Origin of the sequence: Roseicyclus sediminis (genome assembly GCF_025515305.1) — a bacterium.
Classification (GTDB): domain Bacteria; phylum Pseudomonadota; class Alphaproteobacteria; order Rhodobacterales; family Rhodobacteraceae; genus Roseibacterium; species Roseibacterium sediminis.
Genome location: NZ_JAOPHT010000004.1, coordinates 331,802 through 351,225, shown reverse-complemented (window position 1 = coordinate 351,225; position 19,424 = coordinate 331,802). Strand labels below are relative to the sequence as shown.

At 69.6% G+C, this 19,424-nt stretch carries 18 protein-coding genes; 7 read left to right on the top strand and 11 right to left on the bottom strand.

Annotation, left to right across the window (positions count from 1 at the left end):
* Window positions 1–11 precede the first annotated feature (11 nt).
* The gene (glmM, locus tag N8I71_RS08725) at window positions 12–1,355 is read right to left on the bottom strand and encodes a phosphoglucosamine mutase (protein WP_262877571.1); all 1,344 of its coding nucleotides are present in this window, start codon (window positions 1,353–1,355) and stop codon (window positions 12–14) included.
* A gap of 41 nt (window positions 1,356–1,396) precedes the next feature.
* Complete coding sequence (gene folP, locus N8I71_RS08720; RefSeq protein WP_262877570.1) at window positions 1,397–2,416, bottom strand: dihydropteroate synthase; 1,020 nt, start codon at window positions 2,414–2,416, stop codon at window positions 1,397–1,399.
* 106 nt (window positions 2,417–2,522) lie between these two features.
* Between folP and N8I71_RS08715 the strand changes: the two genes are divergently transcribed.
* A complete protein-coding gene (locus N8I71_RS08715; RefSeq protein ID WP_262877569.1) occupies window positions 2,523–3,002 on the top strand; it encodes a hypothetical protein in 480 nt (159 codons plus the stop codon).
* Here the strand turns inward: N8I71_RS08715 and N8I71_RS08710 are convergent.
* The 6 genes from N8I71_RS08710 to N8I71_RS08685 form a co-directional block, all read right to left on the bottom strand.
* The gene (locus N8I71_RS08710) at window positions 2,965–3,930 is read right to left on the bottom strand and encodes a dihydroneopterin aldolase (RefSeq protein WP_262877568.1); all 966 of its coding nucleotides are present in this window, start codon (window positions 3,928–3,930) and stop codon (window positions 2,965–2,967) included. The two genes, N8I71_RS08715 and N8I71_RS08710, sit on opposite strands and share 38 nt — an antisense overlap.
* 73 nt (window positions 3,931–4,003) lie before the next feature.
* Window positions 4,004–4,669: a cell wall hydrolase gene (locus tag N8I71_RS08705; RefSeq protein ID WP_262877567.1), complete on the bottom strand. Its 666-nt coding sequence runs from the start codon at window positions 4,667–4,669 to the stop codon at window positions 4,004–4,006.
* Window positions 4,670–4,820: 151 nt separating this feature from the next.
* The gene (locus tag N8I71_RS08700; protein WP_262877566.1) at window positions 4,821–7,376 is read right to left on the bottom strand and encodes a pyruvate, phosphate dikinase; all 2,556 of its coding nucleotides are present in this window, start codon (window positions 7,374–7,376) and stop codon (window positions 4,821–4,823) included.
* A gap of 150 nt (window positions 7,377–7,526) precedes the next feature.
* A complete protein-coding gene (gene glyS, locus N8I71_RS08695; protein ID WP_262877565.1) occupies window positions 7,527–9,779 on the bottom strand; it encodes a glycine--tRNA ligase subunit beta in 2,253 nt (750 codons plus the stop codon).
* 76 nt (window positions 9,780–9,855) lie between these two features.
* The gene (locus N8I71_RS08690; RefSeq protein ID WP_262877564.1) at window positions 9,856–10,317 is read right to left on the bottom strand and encodes a DUF6446 family protein; all 462 of its coding nucleotides are present in this window, start codon (window positions 10,315–10,317) and stop codon (window positions 9,856–9,858) included.
* Window positions 10,314–11,264 carry a glycine--tRNA ligase subunit alpha gene (locus tag N8I71_RS08685; protein WP_262877563.1) on the bottom strand — a complete coding sequence of 317 codons (951 nt, stop codon included), beginning with the start codon at window positions 11,262–11,264 and terminating at the stop codon, window positions 10,314–10,316. Before N8I71_RS08685 ends, N8I71_RS08690 begins: the two co-directional genes overlap by 4 nt.
* A gap of 248 nt (window positions 11,265–11,512) precedes the next feature.
* Here N8I71_RS08685 and N8I71_RS08680 point away from each other — a divergent pair, with 248 nt between their 5' ends.
* Complete coding sequence (locus N8I71_RS08680) at window positions 11,513–13,414, top strand: trypsin-like peptidase domain-containing protein (RefSeq protein WP_262877562.1); 1,902 nt, start codon at window positions 11,513–11,515, stop codon at window positions 13,412–13,414.
* Window positions 13,415–13,638: 224 nt separating this feature from the next.
* Here the strand turns inward: N8I71_RS08680 and N8I71_RS08675 are convergent, their stop codons facing one another.
* The 3 genes from N8I71_RS08675 to N8I71_RS08665 all read right to left on the bottom strand — a co-directional run bounded on the left by N8I71_RS08675 (window position 13,639) and on the right by N8I71_RS08665 (window position 15,616).
* A complete protein-coding gene (locus N8I71_RS08675; protein ID WP_262877561.1) occupies window positions 13,639–14,190 on the bottom strand; it encodes a fasciclin domain-containing protein in 552 nt (183 codons plus the stop codon).
* Window positions 14,191–14,336: 146 nt separating this feature from the next.
* Complete coding sequence (locus N8I71_RS08670; RefSeq protein ID WP_262877560.1) at window positions 14,337–15,077, bottom strand: anti-sigma factor; 741 nt, start codon at window positions 15,075–15,077, stop codon at window positions 14,337–14,339.
* On the bottom strand, window positions 15,074–15,616 hold the full coding sequence (locus N8I71_RS08665; RefSeq protein WP_262877559.1) for a sigma-70 family RNA polymerase sigma factor: 543 nt from the start codon (window positions 15,614–15,616) through the stop codon (window positions 15,074–15,076). Before N8I71_RS08665 ends, N8I71_RS08670 begins: the two co-directional genes overlap by 4 nt.
* 149 nt (window positions 15,617–15,765) lie before the next feature.
* Between N8I71_RS08665 and cobS the strand changes: the two genes are divergently transcribed.
* The 5 genes from cobS (at window position 15,766) to N8I71_RS08640 (ending at window position 19,378) form a co-directional block, all read left to right on the top strand.
* Window positions 15,766–16,752, top strand: coding sequence for a cobaltochelatase subunit CobS (cobS, locus tag N8I71_RS08660; protein ID WP_262877558.1), 987 nt, complete (start codon window positions 15,766–15,768; stop codon window positions 16,750–16,752).
* 72 nt (window positions 16,753–16,824) lie between these two features.
* A complete protein-coding gene (locus N8I71_RS08655; RefSeq protein WP_262877557.1) occupies window positions 16,825–17,283 on the top strand; it encodes a thermonuclease family protein in 459 nt (152 codons plus the stop codon).
* A 46-nt stretch (window positions 17,284–17,329) separates the two neighbouring features.
* Entirely contained in the window at window positions 17,330–18,268 is a 939-nt protein-coding gene (locus tag N8I71_RS08650; RefSeq protein WP_262877556.1) for a threonine/serine dehydratase, read from the top strand.
* Complete coding sequence (locus N8I71_RS08645; RefSeq protein WP_262877555.1) at window positions 18,265–18,735, top strand: hypothetical protein; 471 nt, start codon at window positions 18,265–18,267, stop codon at window positions 18,733–18,735. Before N8I71_RS08650 ends, N8I71_RS08645 begins: the two co-directional genes overlap by 4 nt.
* Window positions 18,725–19,378 (top strand): hypothetical protein, encoded by a 654-nt coding sequence (locus N8I71_RS08640; RefSeq protein WP_262877554.1) that lies wholly within the window; start codon window positions 18,725–18,727, stop codon window positions 19,376–19,378. The genes N8I71_RS08645 and N8I71_RS08640 overlap by 11 nt, the downstream gene beginning before the upstream one ends.
* Window positions 19,379–19,424 lie beyond the last annotated feature (46 nt).

Sequence of the window (19,424 nt, the reverse complement as noted above, 5' to 3'; positions counted from 1 at the left end):
CGCCGCCATGTTCAGACCGCGGCCTTCACCGCACCCACGATCTCGTCGACGACCGAGCTCATCAGGGCCTCGTCCTCGGCCTCGGCCATGACGCGGATCAGGGGCTCGGTCCCCGACTTCCGGATCAGGAGCCGCCCCTGCCCGTTCAGCCGCGCCTCGGCCGCCGCGATCGCCGCCTTGACCGGATCGCGCTCGAGCGGCGCGGTCCCGGCCGCGTAGCGCACGTTCTTCAGCAGCTGCGGCACCGGCTCGAAGCGCCGCGCGAGCGTGCTCGCCCGCTGGCCCGTGCGCACCATCTCGGCCAGGAACTGCAGCGCCGCCATCAGGCCGTCGCCCGTCGTGGCATAGTCGGTCATCACGATATGGCCCGATTGCTCGCCGCCGAGGTTCAGGCCCTTCTCGCGCATCGCCTCGACCACGTAGCGATCGCCGACCGCCGTTCGGTGAAGGCGAAGGCCCTTGGCATCCAGGAACCGTTCGAGGCCGAGGTTGGACATGACCGTGGCCACCAGCGTCCCACCGGCCAGGCGGTCCTCTGCGGCCCAGCGCTCGGCCAGCAGCGCCATGATCTGGTCGCCATCGGCCACGGCGCCCGTCTCGTCGAGCAGGATCACGCGATCGGCGTCGCCATCGAGGCAGATGCCGAGGTCGGCCCGGATCTCGCGGATCTTCGCGGCCGCCGCCGCCGTCGCGGTGGAGCCCACGCCATCGTTGATGTTGAAACCGTCGGGCGAGACGCCGATCGGAACGACCTCGGCGCCAAGCTCCCACAGGACCTCGGGCGCAGCGCGGTAGGCGGCGCCGTTGGCGCAGTCGATCACCACGCGGATCCCCTCGAGCGTGAGGCCCGCGGGAAACGTCCCCTTCACCCGCTCGACATAGCGGAAACGGCCATCGTCGATCCGCCGGGCCCGGCCGATGTTCTCGGCGCGCGCGGGTTCCAGCGGTCCCTCCAGCAGGGCCTCGATCTCCGCCTCGGCCTCGTCCGACAGCTTGAAGCCGTCGGGCCCGAAGAACTTGATCCCGTTGTCGGCGGCCGGGTTGTGGCTGGCCGAGATCATCACGCCGACATCGGCGCGCATCGATGGCGTCAGAAGCCCGACCGCGGGCGTCGGCACAGGCCCCAGCAGCAGCACGTTCATGCCCGTCGAGGTGAAACCCGCCGTGAGCGCGTTTTCCAGCATGTAGCCCGAAAGGCGGGTGTCCTTGCCGATGACGACCCGGTGTTCGCGGCTCTGGTCACGGCGAAAGAACCGCCCCGCCGCCGCCCCGAGCCGAAGCGCCATGTCGGCGGTCATCGGGTATTCGTTGGCGCGGCCGCGCACGCCGTCGGTTCCGAAAAGCTTTCTCGTCAATGCCTTGTCCTACCTGGTCTACTGTCTTCACGGTGGCCGGCTCAGGGGGCCGGTGCCGCGCATGCCTGCCAGAGCGAAATTGCCTGGCGGTGCATCTCCATATCATGAACCCGCAGGATCTGTACGCCCTGCGATACCGCCCAGAGGCCGATTCCCGCCGATCCGGGCCCGCGGCGTGAGGCATCGGCCACACCCGCGATCCGCCCGATCATGCCCTTGCGCGACGCGCCGAGCAGGATCGGCAGGCCCAGCCCGTGAAACAGGCCGATCCGGGCCAGGAGCGCGCGGTTCTGCGGGTCGGTCTTGCCGAAGCCGATGCCCGGATCGACGATGATGGACCGGCGGGGAACGCCCGCCGCGACCGCCACCGCGACGGCCGCCTCGAGCGCGTCGTAGACGTCCAGCAGCACGTCCTCGTAGGCGGTCGCGGCCGCGGCCTGCATCGTGCCCGGGGTCCCGATCGAATGCATCAGGACAAGGGGCGCGCCGCTCTCGGCCGCCACGCGGGCAAGCGCGGGGTCGAACCGCAGACCCGAGACGTCGTTGATCCAGTCCGCCCCGGCCGCCAGACCCGCGCGCGCGACGCCGGATTTTCGCGTGTCGAGGCTGAGGGGGACGCTCGGCCCATCGGCGGCCAGCGCCTCGATCACCGGGCGGACGCGTGCGATCTCCTCGGCCTCGGGCACCTCCTGCGCGCCCGGACGCGTCGACTCGCCGCCGATATCGAGGATGTCGGCCCCTTCGGACACGAGGGCCCGTGCCCGATCGAGGGCTTCGGTGCCTACCGCGTGTTGCCCGCCATCGGAGAAACTGTCGGGCGTCAGGTTCAGGATGCCCATGAGGCGCGGCCTGTCGAAGTCGATCCCGCCGATGGCCGCCCTTGGCGCAGTCAGCGTGTCGAGCAGCCCGGGCGACAGGGCATCGACGGCCACGATCTCGGGGGGCCGCCCCCTTCGAAGAACCTCGGCATGGGTGAAGCGCGCCCAGCCACCCGCAAGCGGCAGCGCACCCGGCAGATCCGCCGGATCGGAGATCGGGATGGGACGGACGTAGTCTCGCATGGCACCGGGCTAGCGCATCGCCCCGGACCTCCGCCAGCCGCTATTTCGCGCGATACCTGCCTAAAACGGCAGTTGCCGCCGAGAATTTCCCGACGATCTCATATGGATGGATACGAGAATCGTCTTCAGTACCGACAATATCGCCGGGCGCGCCCCGGATGCGCAGGACGCGGGCCTCTATGGCCGCCTGTTCGGAAAGTGCGGCCTGAAGGAGCTGCAGCGCAACATGCACGACTACGAGCGGCACAGGATCGCGCCCTGGACCCTGTCCTTCGGCGGGACGGACATGGGCGTGGGCGGCTTCCGCCTCGGCTTCGGACAGGACGACGGCATGGAACTGACGTTCGCCGTGCTGCCCGAGCCGCTGCCGGTCGGCATTTCGGCCGAATTCCTCTCGGCCGCGCTCGTCTTCGCGGTGTCGGGGCTCAGGGCGGATCGGGTGTTCTGCCTGTCGGACGGCGATGCGGCCCTGTCGCCGCGGATGCTGCTTCAGGCCGGATTTTCCGATGCCCGCGCGGCGCCGGGTCCCGGCCGGCCGGACCTGCGCCTCATGCGGTGGACCGCAGCCACTCCGTCCCGGGCATAGCATCGGCGTCGAGGCGCAGGACCGGGCGCGCGCCCGGCTGTGACGCCTCCGCGTCGCCGGCGTCGCCGCCGAACTCCACCACCGCGCGCGCATCGAAGGCCTGCGCCAGCCAATGCGCCAGGGCGCGGGGCGCCGTCATGCCGGGTCCGGGCCCCTCCACCGCGTCCAGCACCAGCTTGGAGGGGGCCCAGACACTGATGCGGCCGTTGCGCATGGCCCAGTCGAGCTCGGTCCGGCTGCCCGTCACCACGCAGCGCGCGTCGCGCGCGGCCAGCACCCAGGCCTCCTGTTCGATGGCCAGAAGGTCGATCCGCCGCTGCGGCATCCGGTGGGCCGCTTGCGGGATCTCGGTGGCGGGCCGGTCGACGCAGAGGATGAGGGGCGCGTTCCCGGCCTCCAGACGATCGAGCAGCGCCGAGAGATCCTCGCGCGCCACGGCGGCGTTCGACAGGAACACGACCACGGGATGCGGCGCCTGGTCGGCCAGAAGCCTCAGCTGTCGCCGACCCGGCGGCGCATCGCGCACGATCTCGACGCCAAGCGTATAGGGCCCGCGGTCGAGCTTGCCGATCCGCACGAAGACCCGCGCCGCCAGCGGATGGGCGAGGATCAGGTCGGCGATGCGCGCGGCCAGCGTTTCGAGCAGATTGACCCGGGCCTCGGCCAGAGCCGCGTCGATGGCTTCCACGATCGTGTCGTAGGACAGGATGCGGTCCACGTCGTCTGCGGCGGTCTCGGCGCGGGTTTCGACCTCGACCACCACGTCGAAACGGATGGTCTGGGTCACCCCGCGCTCGGCCTGGAAGGCCCCGATCTCGACCTCGCGCAGATGCTCGGTCATCGCGATGCGGTCTCGCGGCGCGCCCTCGGCCAGGGACTTGGCGCGCTCGGACGGGTGGCTGAAGGCGGTGGACAATTCGTCGGTCATGATCCCGCCCTACCACGGGCGGCACGCGCCTGCGACGCACGCAAGCGGCCCCGGCGCGTCCGAAAGCGACCGGTCAGTATTGCTGGCGGTAGAAGATGTGGACGCCGTATTCGGCCGTGCGCGGGTAGACGCGCGCCCAGCGCGGGTTCACCCAGTCGGCATGGTAATGCGTTGCGTTGCCCGTGAGATCGCGCGGCGCGCCGTCGAGCATGATGCGCGCGATGTGGCCCAGACGGTGCAGCGCGCGCTCGTCCGTCATCTCCTCGGGGCGGCCGTCGCAGGTATAGGTGAACTGGCAGGCGAAGCGGCGCCCGGTTCCCTCGTGGACGACGCCACAGACCGTGTCGGGATAGTTGGCGCTGTCGACGCGGTTCAGGATCACCTCGGCGACGGCATACTGGCCCTCGATCGGCTCGCCGCGCGCCTCGAAATAGAGCGCTTCGGTCAGGCACTGCCATTCGGCATCGCCACGGGGACGGCGCAGGCGGTCGAGTTCCTCGTTGGACATGATGCGCGGATCATCGCCGGAGCGGCCCGTGTAGGGCGTGCCGAGGCGGCGCAGGCGCGTTTCGGACAGCGTGGCGAGAGATGCGGTTTCGACCCCCATCAGTCCGCCGAGACGCACGGAGATACCGCCGTCCGGTGCCGTCGAGGTCGACAGCGTCACGTCGGCCTGAGCCGGCGACACGAGCAATGCAAGGCTGGCGGCCCAGGCGGCCAGCGCAAGACGTCTCGACATGTTACCCCTTCCGGGCGGGCTTAGCTGCCCGCTCTCGACGTTGAGCGATTCGAACGTTCTTAGCCCGAATCGCCGTCAAGCCAAAACGAGCACCGAATCTAGCGTTTCCCGGGATGGGGCACGCAAAGAGTTGTTAGCATTTCGTAAACAATCAGGCGTCGTCGTTCAAGGAAGCTTCAACTTCCTTGTCCAAAGCCTTGTCTGAAATGGACAATTGCGCAGCCGCAAGCTTTGCCACCGGCACCCTGAACGGCGAACAACTCACATAGTCGAATCCCGCCCTGCGGCAGAAGCCGATCGAATCGGGATGGCCGGCATGTTCGCCGCACATCGAGAGCATCACGTCGTTCCGCGTCGCCCGCCCCCGCGCGGCGCCGAGAAGCAGAAGCTCGCCCACGCCGTCGAGGTCGAGTTGGGTGAACGGGTCCTCGGCGAAGACGCCCTGCTGGACATAGGCCGACATGAAACGGCCCGCGTCATCCCGGCTGAGACCGTAGGTCATCTGCGTGAGGTCGTTGGTGCCGAAGGAGAGGAATGCGGAGTGCTCGGCGATCTCGCCGGCCCTGAGCGCGGCGCGCGGGGTCTCGACCATGACGCCAAGCCGATAGGTGAAGCTTTTCCCCGTCTCGCTCCGGACGGCGGAGGCGACGGCGTCGATCCGGGCCTTGACCAGCTCGACCTCGCGGCGGGCCGAAACAAGCGGGATCATGATCTCGGGCACCACGGCCGCGCCCTTCTTCGACGCCCGGATCGTCGCCTCGAAGATCGCGCGGGCCTGCATCTCGTAGATTTCCGGAACCGTGATGCCGAGACGCACGCCGCGCATCCCGAGCATCGGGTTGAACTCCTGCAGGCTCTCGATCCGCGACGCGACGCGCGAGAGCGGCAGGTCCAGCGCCTCGGCCAGCGCGCGGATGCCGTCGCGGTCGCCCGGAAGGAACTCGTGCAGCGGCGGGTCCAGCAGCCGGATGCAGACCGGCTGCCCCCGCATGATCTTGAACAGCTCGGCGAAGTCGTCGCGCTGCATCGGCAGCAGAAGCTCCAGCGCGGCGGCCCGGTCGGCGGGGTTCTCGGCGAAGATCATCTCGCGCATCACCGTCAGGCGATTGGCGTCGAAGAACATGTGTTCGGTCCGGCAAAGGCCGATCCCGTCCACGCCGAAACGCTGCGCCATCGCGGCGTCCTCGGGCGTGTCGGCGTTGGCGCGGATGCCGATGTCCCGCGCCGCATCGGCCCAGTCCATCAGGGTGGCGAAGGCCCCGCCCAGCGCGGGTTCCACCATCTCGACGGCACCCACCAGCACTTCGCCGGAAGAGCCGTCGACGGTGATCACGTCGCCCTCGTGGAAGATCTTGCGCCCCGGCACGGTCAGCGTCTTCTTGCGCATGTCGAGCTGGAGGCGCGTGGCCCCCGTCACGCAGGGCACGCCAAGGCCGCGGGCGATCACCGCGGCGTGGGATGTCGTGCCGCCGCGTTCGGTCAGGATGCCTTCGGCTGCATGCATCCCCCGGATATCGTCGGGGCTCGTTTCGCGTCGGACCAGGATACAGGGCTCGCCCTGCGCCGCGGCGGCTTGGGCGGCGGCGGCGGAAAAGACGATCTTGCCCTTGGCCGCCCCCGGCGCGGCGGCGATGCCGCGTGTCAGCACGTCGCGGTCGGTCGCAGGCTTGACCTGCCGGTGCAGAAGCTGGTTCAGCGCGTTCGGCGGAATCCGCGTGAGCGCCTCGTCGCGGGGGATGACACCTTCCTCGGCCAGCGCGACCGCGATAGCCACGTCGCCGCGCGCCGAGCGCGGGGCGCGAACGGCGTCGAGCACCTGCAACTGGCCGTCCATCAGCGTGAACTCGATCTGCATCTCTTCGCGCAGGCGCGTGCGGACGAGATCGCCGAAACGGCGCAGTGCCGCGACCTGCTCGGGCGCGTCATCTTCAAGGGCCGGCCCGCGGGGGTCGGTCTGGATGAACATGGCCTCGGACCGCGACAGCGCCGCCCTGCCCTGCCCCTGCGGCAGATAGCGGCCGGTCATCTGGCGCTCGCCGGTATCGGCGTTGACGAACTGCACGACGCCCGCACCCGACAGGCCCTTGCCCGGCCCGCGCGCCATGCGCTGCACGACCAGGCCGAGGCCCGCGTCCGCCGGCGCGCCCTGTGCCTGGCGCAGAAGCCGCGCCGAAGTTCCCTCCCAGGCGCGCGCCATGCTCTTGAGCACTTCGGCGAGCTGCTGGGCGGGGTCCTGCGGGAAGGCCTCGTCCATCTCGTCCTCGTACTGCGCCTTGGCGAGCCGCGGCGTCAGCGGCCCGTCGAAGGCGTCTGCGTCGAGGCGCACGACATTTACCGCGTAGGCCCGGATGAAACGGACATAGAAGGCATCGGCCGCGTCCTGCCCGAAGGTGTCGGCGAGGCGCTCGTGGACCGCATCGTTCATGCCGATGTTGAGGATCGTCCCCGGCCCGCCCCAGTCCGCGGCGAGGCTGGAGGAGCGAACGGAGACCAGAGCGCCGTTCCCGAACAGCCCGAAAAGCGCGCCCATGTCCGGCAGCCGGTCCTGCGCGATGGCGCGCACCGTGTCGAAGGGCAGCGCCACGGTCATCGGCACCGGCAGGTCGAGCCGGATCAGCCGCTGAAGGCACTTCGCGCGGTTGCCATGACGGGCCGTCCTGATCTCCGCCGAAGGCGTGATCTCGGTGAAATCCGGTGTGGTGAGCATCCTGCCGTCCGAAAACGCCCGCGCATTGTGCGGTTGCAGCATAAGATACAACCCTTGCGCGACCTGTCCAGTTCAGTAGTGCCGCGAAGGGGCAACGGGCATTGGATCGTTACGATCGCGACACTATGACGTAGCGTCACGCGGGCGGCGTCAGCCCTCCAGGCGCCCCAGATCGGCCACCCGGCCACAGGTCTCGACGATCTGGTGCAGAAGGTTCAGTCGGTTGCGGCGCACCACCTGGTTCTCCGCGTTCACCTGAACCGCCTCGAAGAAGGCATCGATGGGCGCCCGCAGGGCCGCCATACGGGCCATCGCGCCCGCGAAGTCGCCCTGGTCGAGCGCGGGCCCGATCCCTGTCGTCGCGGTGTCGAGCGCGGCGAAAAGCGCGCGTTCCTCATCGGACTCGGCGAATTTCGGATCGGCCCCGAACCGGTATTCGACGCCGTCCTTCTCCTCGGCCTGGCTCAGGATATTCGCCGCGCGGCGGTAACCCTGCACGAGATTCTCGCCATCGGGTGTCTTGAGAAACTCCGACAAGGCCCGAGCGCGGGCCGCGACCAGCGCGAGGTCGTCCACCGGCGGCTTCGACAGCGCGGCGTCGATCACGTCATGGCCGATGCCCTCGCCGCGCAGATACACTTTCAGCCGGTCGTGGAAGAAGGCGAGAAGATCGGTCGAGAGGTCCGGCACGAGGTCGCCGACCGTCCGCAGGACCGAGCCATCGCTGAGGTCGGGCGTGTCGCCCCGCTTCTCCAGCCGGTCGATTACCGCACGGAAGGCGGCACCGAAGACGCCGCGGTCCGCGATCTCTTCGACGATCTCCTCGAGCGTGTCGATCACGTCGTCGCCGACCTTGGGCCGGCTGAGCGCGATCTTGTGCAGCAGGAGCGCGCTGTCGATGAAGCGGTCGAGGCGAAGGGTCAGGCCGTTCTCCAGAAGAATGCGGATGATCCCCAGGGCGGCGCGGCGCAGCGCGAAAGGATCCTTGGAGCCGGTCGGCTTCTCGTCGATGGCCCAGAACCCCGTGAGCGTGTCGATCTTCTCGGCCAGCGCCACGGCGACGGAAAGCGGCGCGGTCGGAACGGCATCGGACGGGCCGAGGGGACGGTAATGCTCCTCGGCGACGGCGGCGATCTCGAGGGGATGCCCGGCCGCCTCGGCGTAGTAGCGGCCCATGACGCCCTGAAGCTCGGGAAACTCGAACACCATCTCCGAGCTGAGATCGGCCTTGGCGATGCGCGCGGCGGTCTCGGCGGCCTCGCCGTCGGCGCCCACCAGCGGCGCGATCTCGCGCGAGAGCCGCGCGATGCGCTCCACCCGCTCGGCCAGGGTGCCGAGGCGCCGCTCGAATGTCACCGACTTCAGCGCGTCGAGCCACGCGCCCATGCCGGCCTTCGCGACCCTGAGGTCATTCTCCCAGAAGAAGCGTGCATCGGACAGGCGGGCCGACAGAACCTTCTGATTTCCCGCGAGAATCGTCACGCCATGATCGGCTGTTTCCCGATTGGCAACAGTCACGAAGCGCTCGATCCGGCCGGTCGCGGAATTCTTCACCGAGAAGAACTTCTGGTGTTCGCGCATGGAGGTCTGCAGGACCTCGGCCGGCAGATGCAGGAAGTCCTCGCCGATCTCGCCCATCAGCACGACGGGCCATTCCACGAGGCCCGCGACCTCGGCCAGAAGGGCCTTGTCCTCCACGACCTCCAGCCCCGCGGCGAAGGCGAGCGTCGTGGCATCGTGCCAGATCGCGTCGGCCCGCGCCTCGGACGACAGGACGACCTTCGCGGCCTTCAGCTTCTTCTCGTAATCCTCGAAGGACGAGACGGCGAAACGGCCCGGCGCCATGAACCGGTGCCCCTCGGTCGTGTCGCCCGCGACGATGCCGTCGACCTCGAAGGGGACGACCTCGGCCCCCGCCTCGGTCGTCAGGATGCAGAGGATCGAGTGGAGCGGGCGCACCCAGCGCAGGCTGCCCGTGCCCCAGCGCATCGACTTCGGCCAGGGGAAGTCGCGGATCAGCCGCGGCACCGCCTCGGCGATGATGTCTGCGGCGGGGCGCCCGGGCTTGGTGATGCTGGCGAACCAGACCTGGCCCTTCTTGTCGTCGCGCGCCTCGAGCTGGTCCTTCGTCAGGCCCGTCGCGCGCAGGAAGCCCTCCAGCGCCTGTTCGGGCGCATCGGTGCGCGGGCCGCGCCGTTCCTCGGTCACCGTCGGGCTTTCGGCCGTCAGCCCCTCGATGGCGAGCGTCAGGCGGCGCGGCGTGGCGTAGGCGCCAGCCGAGGCATAGGTCAGACCGGCCTCGACCAGCGCGTCGGTCAGAAGGCGCCGGAGGTCCTCGGCGGCCTTCGCCTGCATGCGGGCGGGAATTTCCTCGGAGAACAGTTCCAGGAGAAGATCGGGCATCGCGGTCGTTCGGCTCCGGTCGGGTGTCGGTCGTGTCTATCGCGCGTCGGCGCCGCGGGGGCAACCGGGCGTGTCGTTATTCCAGCGTTCCGTTCAGCTGGTGCCAGGCAAAGGCGCGGCCATCGGGCAAGACCGCGATCACCCGGTCGACGCCGCGATGGACCTCGCGGCGCGACAGGACGGCCATCGCCTCGCCCGAGGCGAGGGCCTCGCCGATGGCCTCGGCGTCGAAGCAGTCGAACCATCCGGGCGCCGTCAGGGGCGTGGGGTCCTCGTAGGGCGCGCCGAGTGCCGCCGCGGCCAGCCCGTCCCCGGTCAGGACAAAGCAGGCCCGGAAGCGGAGCGGCGAGGTCTCGGCGTCGATCCCTTCGAAGTCCCGGATGTCGAGGACGTGAATATCGCCCGTCTCGCCCGTGACGACCAGTTCGACCTCTTCGACCGGCGCGTAATAGGCCCGCGTCTGGAACCACCACTGCGCCGCCGCGAAGATCGCGGTCAGCCCCAGGATGGCGACGACAAGCCAGCGTCCGGACGTCATGCGGGGGTCGCCTCCGGCACCCAGCCCCCCGCCTCGGTCGCCACGAAGGCGTCGGCGCAGAGCTTGGCCAGCGCGCGCACGCGGCCGATATAGGCCTGCCGCTCGGTCACCGAGATCACGCCGCGCGCGTCGAGCAGGTTGAACAGGTGGCTGGCCTTGATGCACTGGTCGTAGGCGGGATGGGCCAGCACGATGCGCTTGCCCGTGCGCGGGTCGTCATGCGGCTCGGCCAGAAGGCGCTGGCACTCGGCCTCGGCATCCTCGAAGTGGCGCAGCAGCATCTCGGTCTCGGCGGCGTCGAAGTTGTGGCGCGAATACTCCTCCTCCGTCTGGCGGAAGACGTCGCCATAGCTGAGCGGGATCGGCGCCGAGGGATCGTTGAACGGCATGTCCATGACGTGGTCGATGCCGAGGACATACATCGCCAGCCGCTCGAGCCCGTAAGTCAGCTCGCCCGAGACCGGGTGGCAATCGTGGCCGCCGACCTGCTGGAAATAGGTGAACTGGCTCACCTCCATGCCGTCGCACCAGACCTCCCATCCGAGGCCCCAGGCGCCGAGCGTCGGGCTTTCCCAGTCGTCCTCGACAAAGCGGATATCGTGCATCGCAAGGTCGATCCCGATGGCCTGGAGCGAGCCGAGATAGAGGTTCTGCAGGTCCGGCGGCGAGGGTTTGATGAGGACCTGGTACTGGTAGTAATGCTGCAGACGGTTGGGGTTCTCGCCGTAGCGCCCGTCGGTCGGGCGGCGCGAGGGTTGCACGTAGGCCGCGGCCCAGGGCCGCGAGCCGAGCGACCGCAGCGTCGTCGCGGGGTGGAAGGTGCCCGCGCCCACCTCCATGTCGTAGGGCTGCATGATCGCGCAGCCCTTCGACGCCCAGTAGGACTGCAGCCGCAGGATGATCTCCTGGAAGCTCCTCGGCGTGTCGGTCGCGGCGGTGTCGGTCATGGCGTCTGTCCCGGGTCTTTCGGTGCGGCAGGTCGCGGCCTCCTTAGGACGGGGTCTTGCGGGGGTCAATCGCGCCGGGCCGTGCGGGCGATGGTCGCCTGCGGGCCACAACCATCGTTCAACTGCGGCAAGCATACTGGTGCATCGCCCGTGGCCTCTGCTAACGTCCGCCCGGACGGCGCAGCGGCCCTGGCCAATCCACGGTGCGCGCGGAGCAGCAATTTGAAAACGACGGGATAATCGACGCGATGCTGACGAGCTTCTTCCGGGGTCTTTCGGCCCTGACGCTGACACTTGGCCTCATGCTGGCCTTGGCCGCGGGCCCCGCGCGGGCGCAGGACCCGACCGAGCGGGTCTGGATCCAGATCGAGAGCTACGCGAGCCTCGGCAACACCGAGGCGCGGCTGCGGGCCTACACGCCGGAATTCGAAAACGTGAACGGGTTCAACGCGGGCGGCTTCTACGCGATCACGCTCGGGCCTTTCACCCGCGCCGAAGCCGAGCGCGAGCTTGCGCGCCTGCTGGCCGCTGGCAGCATCCCGGCCGACAGTTTCATCCAGCCGCGCACGGCCTATTCCTCGCAGTTCTTCCCGATCGGCGAAGACCGCCTGGACGGCGGCCTGCCCGCCCCGGCCCCGGTTGAGGCGGCCCCCGTTGTCGAGGAGCCCGTCGCCGAGGCGCCGGTCGAGGCGGCCCCCGTCGAGGAAGTCGTCGTCGAGGAGGAAGTCGTCGAGCAGGTCGTCGAGCAAGTCGTCGAGGAGGCCGCCCCGGAAATCGTCGTCGAGGCAGCCCCCGAGCCGGTCGTGATCCAGGAGGAGACCCCGGACGAGGCCCGCGCGAGCGAGGCGCTCCTGACCCGGGAGGAGCGTGACGCGCTCCAGATCGCGATGCAGTATTTCGGCTTCTACACCGGCGGGATCGACGGCGCGTTCGGCCCGGGCACGCGCGGCGCCATGACCGACTGGCAGATCGCGCGCGGGCTGGAGCCCACGGGCATCCTGACCACGCGCCAGCGCGCGCAGCTGCTGGACGAGTACCGGACCGAGATCGCGCGTCTGGGCTACGCGGTCGTGACCGATGCCGCCGCCGGCATCGAGGTGACGCTGCCCCTCGGCATGGTCGCCTTCGAGGACTACAACTTCCCCTTCGCCCGCTACACCGAGATCAACGACAGCGGGATCAGCATCTACCTCATAAGCCAGCCGGGCGACCGCGCCACGCTGTTCGGTCTTTACGAGATCATGCAGACGCTGGAGATCGTGCCGCTGGAAGGCCCGCGCGAGCGGCGCAGCGACAGCTTCCTGCTGACCGGCCGGAACGACACGCTCCGCAGCCATACGGAGGCGCGTGTCGTGGGCGGCGCGGTCAAGGGCTTCACCGTCCTTTGGGGCCCAGAGCGGGACGCCGACATGGAGCAGATCCTGCCCCGGATCCGCGAGACGATCAGCTATTTCGGCGGCGCGCTCGACCCGGCCTTCGTGCCCGAGGACGCAGGCGAGGATATCGACCTCGTCTCCGGCTTCGAGGTGCGGCGCCCCGAGCTCCTTCGGTCGGGCTTCTTCGTCGATGCCTCGGGGACCGTCCTGACCACGACCGAGGCCGTGACCGGAACCTCGGGCCAGTGTGACCGGGTGCTGATCGACAACGCCTATCCCGCGACGGTCGCCTACCGCGACGACGCGGTCGGTCTTGCCGTCCTGCGCCCAGAGCAGGCGCTGGCGCCGCTGGCCTTCGCACGGATCGCGCCGGATGCCGGCCGGGTCCGCGCCGACATCGCCGTGGCGGGCTTCCCGTTCAACGGGGCGCTGTCCTATGCCTCGACGACCTTCGGAACACTGGCGGCGCTCGAGGGCGTCAACGGCGAGGACTGGGTCCAGCGCCTCGACGTGTCCACCGCCGACAGCGAGGCGGGCAGCCCCGTTCTCGACGCTACGGGTGCTGTGATCGGCATGGTGCTCCCCGGCACGACGGGCGGCCGCGCGCTGCCCGACGAGGTGACGCTGGCGCTCAATGCCGAGCGGCTTTCGGCGGCGCTGGCGGCCGCCGGCGTGCCGACGCAGGCCACCATCGGAACCGGCGGCACGCTCAACCGCGATCAGCTTGCGCGGCTCGGCGCCGACATCGCCGTGCGGGTCAGCTGCTGGAACTGAGCCCAAGCACCAATGACATGCGAAAGGCCGGGCAGAACGCCCGGCCTTTCTTTTTTGCCCAGGTGAAACCGGGCAGGGATCGGTGCCTATGTCGGCGGCGCAGTCGGGGGTGCCCGTCAAACCTCGGGCCTGCGCCGCGCCTTCGGCCGGGGGTCCGGCCCCCGCCCGGCCGTCCGACCGCCCTGCCCCGGGGTAGCGAGGGCCGGGCGGCCGGATCCCCTGCCTCACATGGCGTCGGGCAGGAGCACGGTATCGATCACGTGGATCACGCCGTTCGACTGGCCCACGTCCGCCTGCGTCACGGTGGCGACGCGGCCCTGTTCGTCCTCGATCGTGATGCGCCCGCCCATCATCCGAGCGGTGAAGACGCAGCCCCCCACGGTCTCGATCGGGTGCGCGCCGCCGTCATCGGCGATCATGCCCGCGATCGCGTCCGAGAAGGCCCGGGCGGCGACGACGTGGCAGGTCAGTATCTCGGTCAGCCGGTCGCGGTTGGCCGGCTGAAGAAGCGCGTCGACCGACCCCGCGGGAAGCTCGGCGAAGGCGTCGTTGGTGGGCGCGAAGACGGTGAACGGCCCCTCGCCCGCCAGCGTCTCGACAAGGCCGGCGGTCTGTACGGCCGCGACCAGCGTGGTGTGATCGGCCGAGTTCACGGCGTTCTCGACGATGTTCATGGTGGGATACATCGGCGCCCCCCCGACCATCGGGACGGTTTGCGCGAAGGCCGTGCCCGCGATCAGGGCGGCGGCGGCGGTTGCGAGTGTCGTGCGAAACATGGGTTTCCTCCAGCTGTTGCATGGTCCTGTGCACCCCTCAGTTCGGGGGCGACGCTGGAAGACACGGGGGACGGGAGGCCGGGGTTTCAGACCGGACGGGAATTTCCCGGGAATTCCGGTCACGCTTGCGTGAACGGCGGAACCGGTCAGAGCGGAACGAGCGCGCCGGCCGCGAGGATCGCGCCGGTCGGCGCGCCCGTGGGCGACCCGCCCGGCGGCTCGTCGGAGATCGCCACCGATGCGCCCGCCTCGAAGAGCGCGGCAATCTCGGGCCCGGGGCGCAGGGTCGTCAGCGGCGCGTCCGAGAGAAGGCCGAGCGAGATCGGCGCGGGATCGCCCTCGCGCACCAGCCAGACCTCCTGCGTCCTGCCCGCGTTGGGCCCGCCCGCCACGCGGCGGACCTGCAGCGTTCCGTCGGGCTCGCGCGTGACGGCAAGGCCGAGGCCCGAGCCCTCGACGGGGACGAGGTGGCTCATCAGGATGGTCCCCGGCGGGATGCCCTCTGCCGGGGCTGGCCCCGGCGGCGGGGCCGGCGTTGCGATGGCGAAGAACACCGCCACCCCGGCGACCGCCGTCGCCGCAAAGGCGAGGCCGCGCCAGAAGGCGACGCGGTCCCAGAGCGAAGGCAAGGCCTGCTCCGGCCCGAACAGGTCCGCCTCGAGCGCGGCCTTGAGGCGCGGGGGGGGCGCAAGTTCCTCCACCTCGGCCTCGGCCAGCGCGGCGAAGCGCGCCTCCCAGGCGCGGACCGCCGCGACAAGCCCGGGTTCCGCCGCCAGCCGCGCCTCGAAGCTCCGCCGCGCCGCGCCCTCCAGAAGGCCCAGCGCGTATTCCGCCGCGAGGGCGTCCTCCTCCGGCCGTTCCGGAGTGATTTCGGTTCTGTCGGTCATCGCGACAGGCACTCCCTCAGGCTGATCAGGCTGCGCCGCAGCCATGTTTTCATCGTATTGAGCGGCACGGAATACCTTTCGGCCATCTCGGCATAGCTTCGCCCCTCGAGATAGACGGCGCGCACCGCCGCCGCCCGGTCGACCTCCAGTTCGGCCAGGCAGTCACGGATGCGCCGCGCCTCGTCCGCCGCGATGGCGCGCGCCTCGCCGTCGGGGTCCGGGGCGGCGATGGCGGGAATGTCGTCGATCGCATCGGTCTCGGGCAGGGCCGCGCGCAACCGGTCGATCGCGGTATTGCGCGCAAGCGTGATGAGCCAGGTCATAGGGCTGTGGCCCGTCACGCGGTAGCGGTTGGCGCGGTTCCAGATCTTCACATAGGTCTCCTGCAAAACCTCTTCGGCCACCTCGCGGTCCTTCAAGACACGCAGGCACACGCCGAATAGTTTCGCCGAAGTCGCGTCATAGAGCGCGCCGAAGGCCGCGCGGTCGCGCAACGCCACCCGTGCGATCAGGGCCTCGATGTCGGTTCGCTCGTGCAAGTCCTGCCCCTCCCCGGGGCCGTGTTTCCCGGCGGCGAAAAGAACATGCCCGGCCGCCACTGGCCAGCCCGCCCTTCCCCTTGCGGCCCCCCGCGATATGGTGCATCCCCGTGAACGTCCCACCCTTTCCTGACATTTCCGAGGACGACATGGCAGACGGCAGCTTGAGCATGGACGCGAAACCGACCGAGGAAATCTCGGTGCGCGAGGTCTTCGGGATCGACTCCGACATGAAGGTGAAGGGGTTTTCCGAACGCACCGACCGCGTGCCGGAGATCGACACGACCTACAAGTTCGACCCCGACACCTCGCTCGCCATTCTCGCGGGCTTCGCCCACAACCGCCGGGTGATGATCCAGGGCTACCACGGCACGGGCAAATCCACGCATATCGAACAGATCGCCGCGCGGCTGAACTGGCCCTGCGTGCGCGTCAACCTCGACAGCCACATCTCCCGGATCGACCTGATCGGCAAGGACGCGATCAAGCTGCGCGACGGCAAGCAGGTGACCGAGTTCCACGAGGGCATCCTGCCCTGGGCGCTGCGCAATCCCGTTGCCATCGTCTTCGACGAATACGACGCGGGCCGGGCCGACGTGATGTTCGTGATCCAGCGCGTGCTGGAGCATGACGGCAAGCTGACGCTGCTCGACCAGAACGAGATCATCACGCCGAACAAGTATTTCCGGCTCTTCGCCACGGCGAACACCGTGGGCCTCGGCGATACGACGGGCCTCTATCACGGGGTGCAGCAGATCAACCAGGCGCAGATGGACCGCTGGTCGCTCGTCGCGACGCTGAACTACCTCAGCCACGACGCCGAGACCGCCATCGTTCTCGCGAAGAACCCGCACTACAACACCGAGAAGGGACGTCGCACGATCTCCCAGATGGTGACGGTGGCGGATCTGACGCGGACGGCCTTCATGAACGGCGAGCTGTCCACTGTCATGAGCCCCCGGACGGTCATCAACTGGGCGCAGAACGCCGAGATCTTCCGTGACGTCGGCTATGCGTTCCGCGTCTCGTTCCTCAACAAGTGCGACGAGCTCGAGCGGCAGACCGTGGCCGAGTTCTACCAGCGCTGCTTCGACGAGGAATTGCCGGAAAGCGCCGCATCGATGAGCCTTGGCTGACGTTGCGTAAGGTTAACCAACGGTAAATTTTCCCCCTCGACGCAAGGCGTTGGCCCGGGTGATGTACCGGGAATGGTTATCTTGCGATTCCTTCCGGTCCTCGTTCTTCTTGCGGTCCTGGCGTTCGCCTCGTGCCAGGCGGCGACCCCCGACCCTTCCGACGCAGCCTCGGCTTCCGGTGGATCGGCCTGCCGGATCCTGTCCGTCGTCGATGGCGATACCGTGGACATGTCCTGTCCGGGCACGGGAACCTTCCGGGCGCGCCTGACGGGATTTGACACGCCCGAAACGGTTGACCCCGGCTGCCCGGCCGAAGCGCAGCTTGCGAGGCAGGCCACGGCGCGGCTGAGGGCGCTGGTCCGGCAGGCCAATTCGATCGAGCCGCGCTTCGGCGGAACGGACCGCTACGACCGCCGCCTCGTGCGGCTCGGATTGGACGGGCGCGACGTGGGCGCCATCCTTGTGGCAGAGGGTCTCGCGGTTCCCTATTCGGGCGGCCGCCGCATCGACTGGTGCACGCGCCTGGGCTGAGGCGTGCGCGATTGACGGGGCCGCGGCTCCGGTCCATCGTCCGGCCATGACATACCCCACGCCAGAAGACATCGCCGCCGCCGCCGCCCGGATCGCGGGCCGCGTGCGCGTCACCCCGGTCCTGCAGGTGGAGGCCGAGGCCTTCGGCCTGCCCTGCCCCCTGACGTTCAAGCTCGAACACACGCAGGTGACCGGCTCGTTCAAGGTGCGCGGCGCCTTCAACAACATGCTTTCGCGCGACGTGCCGCCCGCGGGCGTGGTCGCGGCCTCGGGCGGGAACCACGGCGCGGCGGTGGCTTATGCCGCGACCTCGCTCGGCCATGCCTCGCGCATCTTCGTGCCGCGTGCCATCGCCCGCGAGGAGAAGCTGCGCCGGATGCGGGACTTCGGCGGCGAGGTGATCCTGACCGACGGCACCGTCGCGGACTGCATGGCCGAATACGCGGCGTCGGCGGAAGAGACCGGGGCGCTGTCGGTCCACCCTTACGATACGGACTGGACACTGGCGGGCCAGGGCACCGTCGCGCGCGAATTCGAGGAACAGGCGGGCGGGCTCGACACGATCCTCGTCGCGACGGGCGGCGGCGGCCTGATCGGCGGCATCGCGGCGTGGTTCGGCGACCGGGTCAACGTCGTCTCGGTAGAGACCGAGGGGACCGACACGCTCGCCCGATCGCTGCGCGAGGGCCCCGATATCGACATCTCGGCCACCGGTATCGCCGCGGGCTCGCTCGGCGGGCCGAGGCTTGGCGTCACGTCATGGGAGGTGATCCGCGACCGGGTGAAGACCGCGCTCGTCCTGCCCGACGAAGCGGTGTTCGAGGCAGCGCGCAAGCTCTGGGAAACCACGCGCCTCGTGGGCGAACCGGGTGCCGCCGTGGCATTGGCCGCGCTGACCTCCGGGGCCTACGTGCCGGCGAAGGACGAACGCATCGGCGTTCTGCTGTGCGGGGGCAACGCGGACGTGGACTGGTTCGCGACGTGACCAGCCGGTTTCTTCCCGGCGCGCTCGCTCTGACCATTGCCGCCACGTTCCCGGCCGCGGCGCAGACCGACCGGCCCCCGGGCGAGACCGAGGCCTTCGCCGCCGCCATGGCCGAGACGCTGGGAGGGACGGGAAATGCCGCCTCGCTCCTGCGATGCACGGCCGTGTTCCGGGCCTTTCACCTCTATGCCGGGACCGACACGCAGGTCGGCGCCACCGCGGCCGAGCGCGAGACCGACATGGCCGTCAGCGGGGTCGTGGTCTGGCAGGACGAGACCGGAACCGACGATCTGGACGCCGCCTTCGAGACGGTTGTGCCGATGGTGACGGCGGCCACCGAGCTGTACCTCGACCGCATGGTGGCGAACGCCGAAGCCGGCGACAGCGTGTTCGACCCAGACTTGGAGGCGGAGCTGTCCTATTGCTCGGCGCTTCACGAACGGATCATGGACCGCGATGCGGAGTAGCGCCGCCGCCCTGCTGCTTGCCCTGCTGGCAGGCGGGGCGCAGGCGCAGCACCTCGACCAGCACGAGGCCGCGACGTTGCCCCGCATCATCGACAGCCTCTGCGTCGACCTGCACCCCGAGACGGGCTGCGAGACGGCGATCCTTCTGCAAAGCTCGGAGGAACCCGATACCGCCGATCTTGTCATCCTCGGCGACCGGCGAAGCGCGGCGGGAGCGCAGCCTCTGGCCGTCGCCCGCGCCATCGTCTTCAACGGCGCGATGTGGGGCATGGCGCCGTCGCTCGAGGCCGGCGAAGCGCGGACCCTCACGCTCCTGTCCGAACAGATCGGGATCGGGCGCAACGCCTGGATGCAGGCGCTGACCATCGGGTACGGACCGGACGGCTTCGCGGTACGCGCCTTCCACTGGTCCACCTATGACCGGGCCATCGGCGGCGCCTTTTCCTGCGATCTGGATCTTGCGACCGGCGTCTATGGGCTGGAGGCGTCGGCCGCCAATCCCGAAACGGGCGAGGAGCGCGTGCTCTTCGCGGAAACGGGGTCCGTCCCGGCCGGGGTCGTGCCGGTGTCGGACTGGCCCGCCTTCGGCCCCCTGCCCGCCCCCTGCGAGGAGGGACATGCGCGTTATGCCGCGCGGGAGTGACCCGGCCCCGGTGCACCGATCCGCCTTGCCCTCGCCCGCGCCGCGC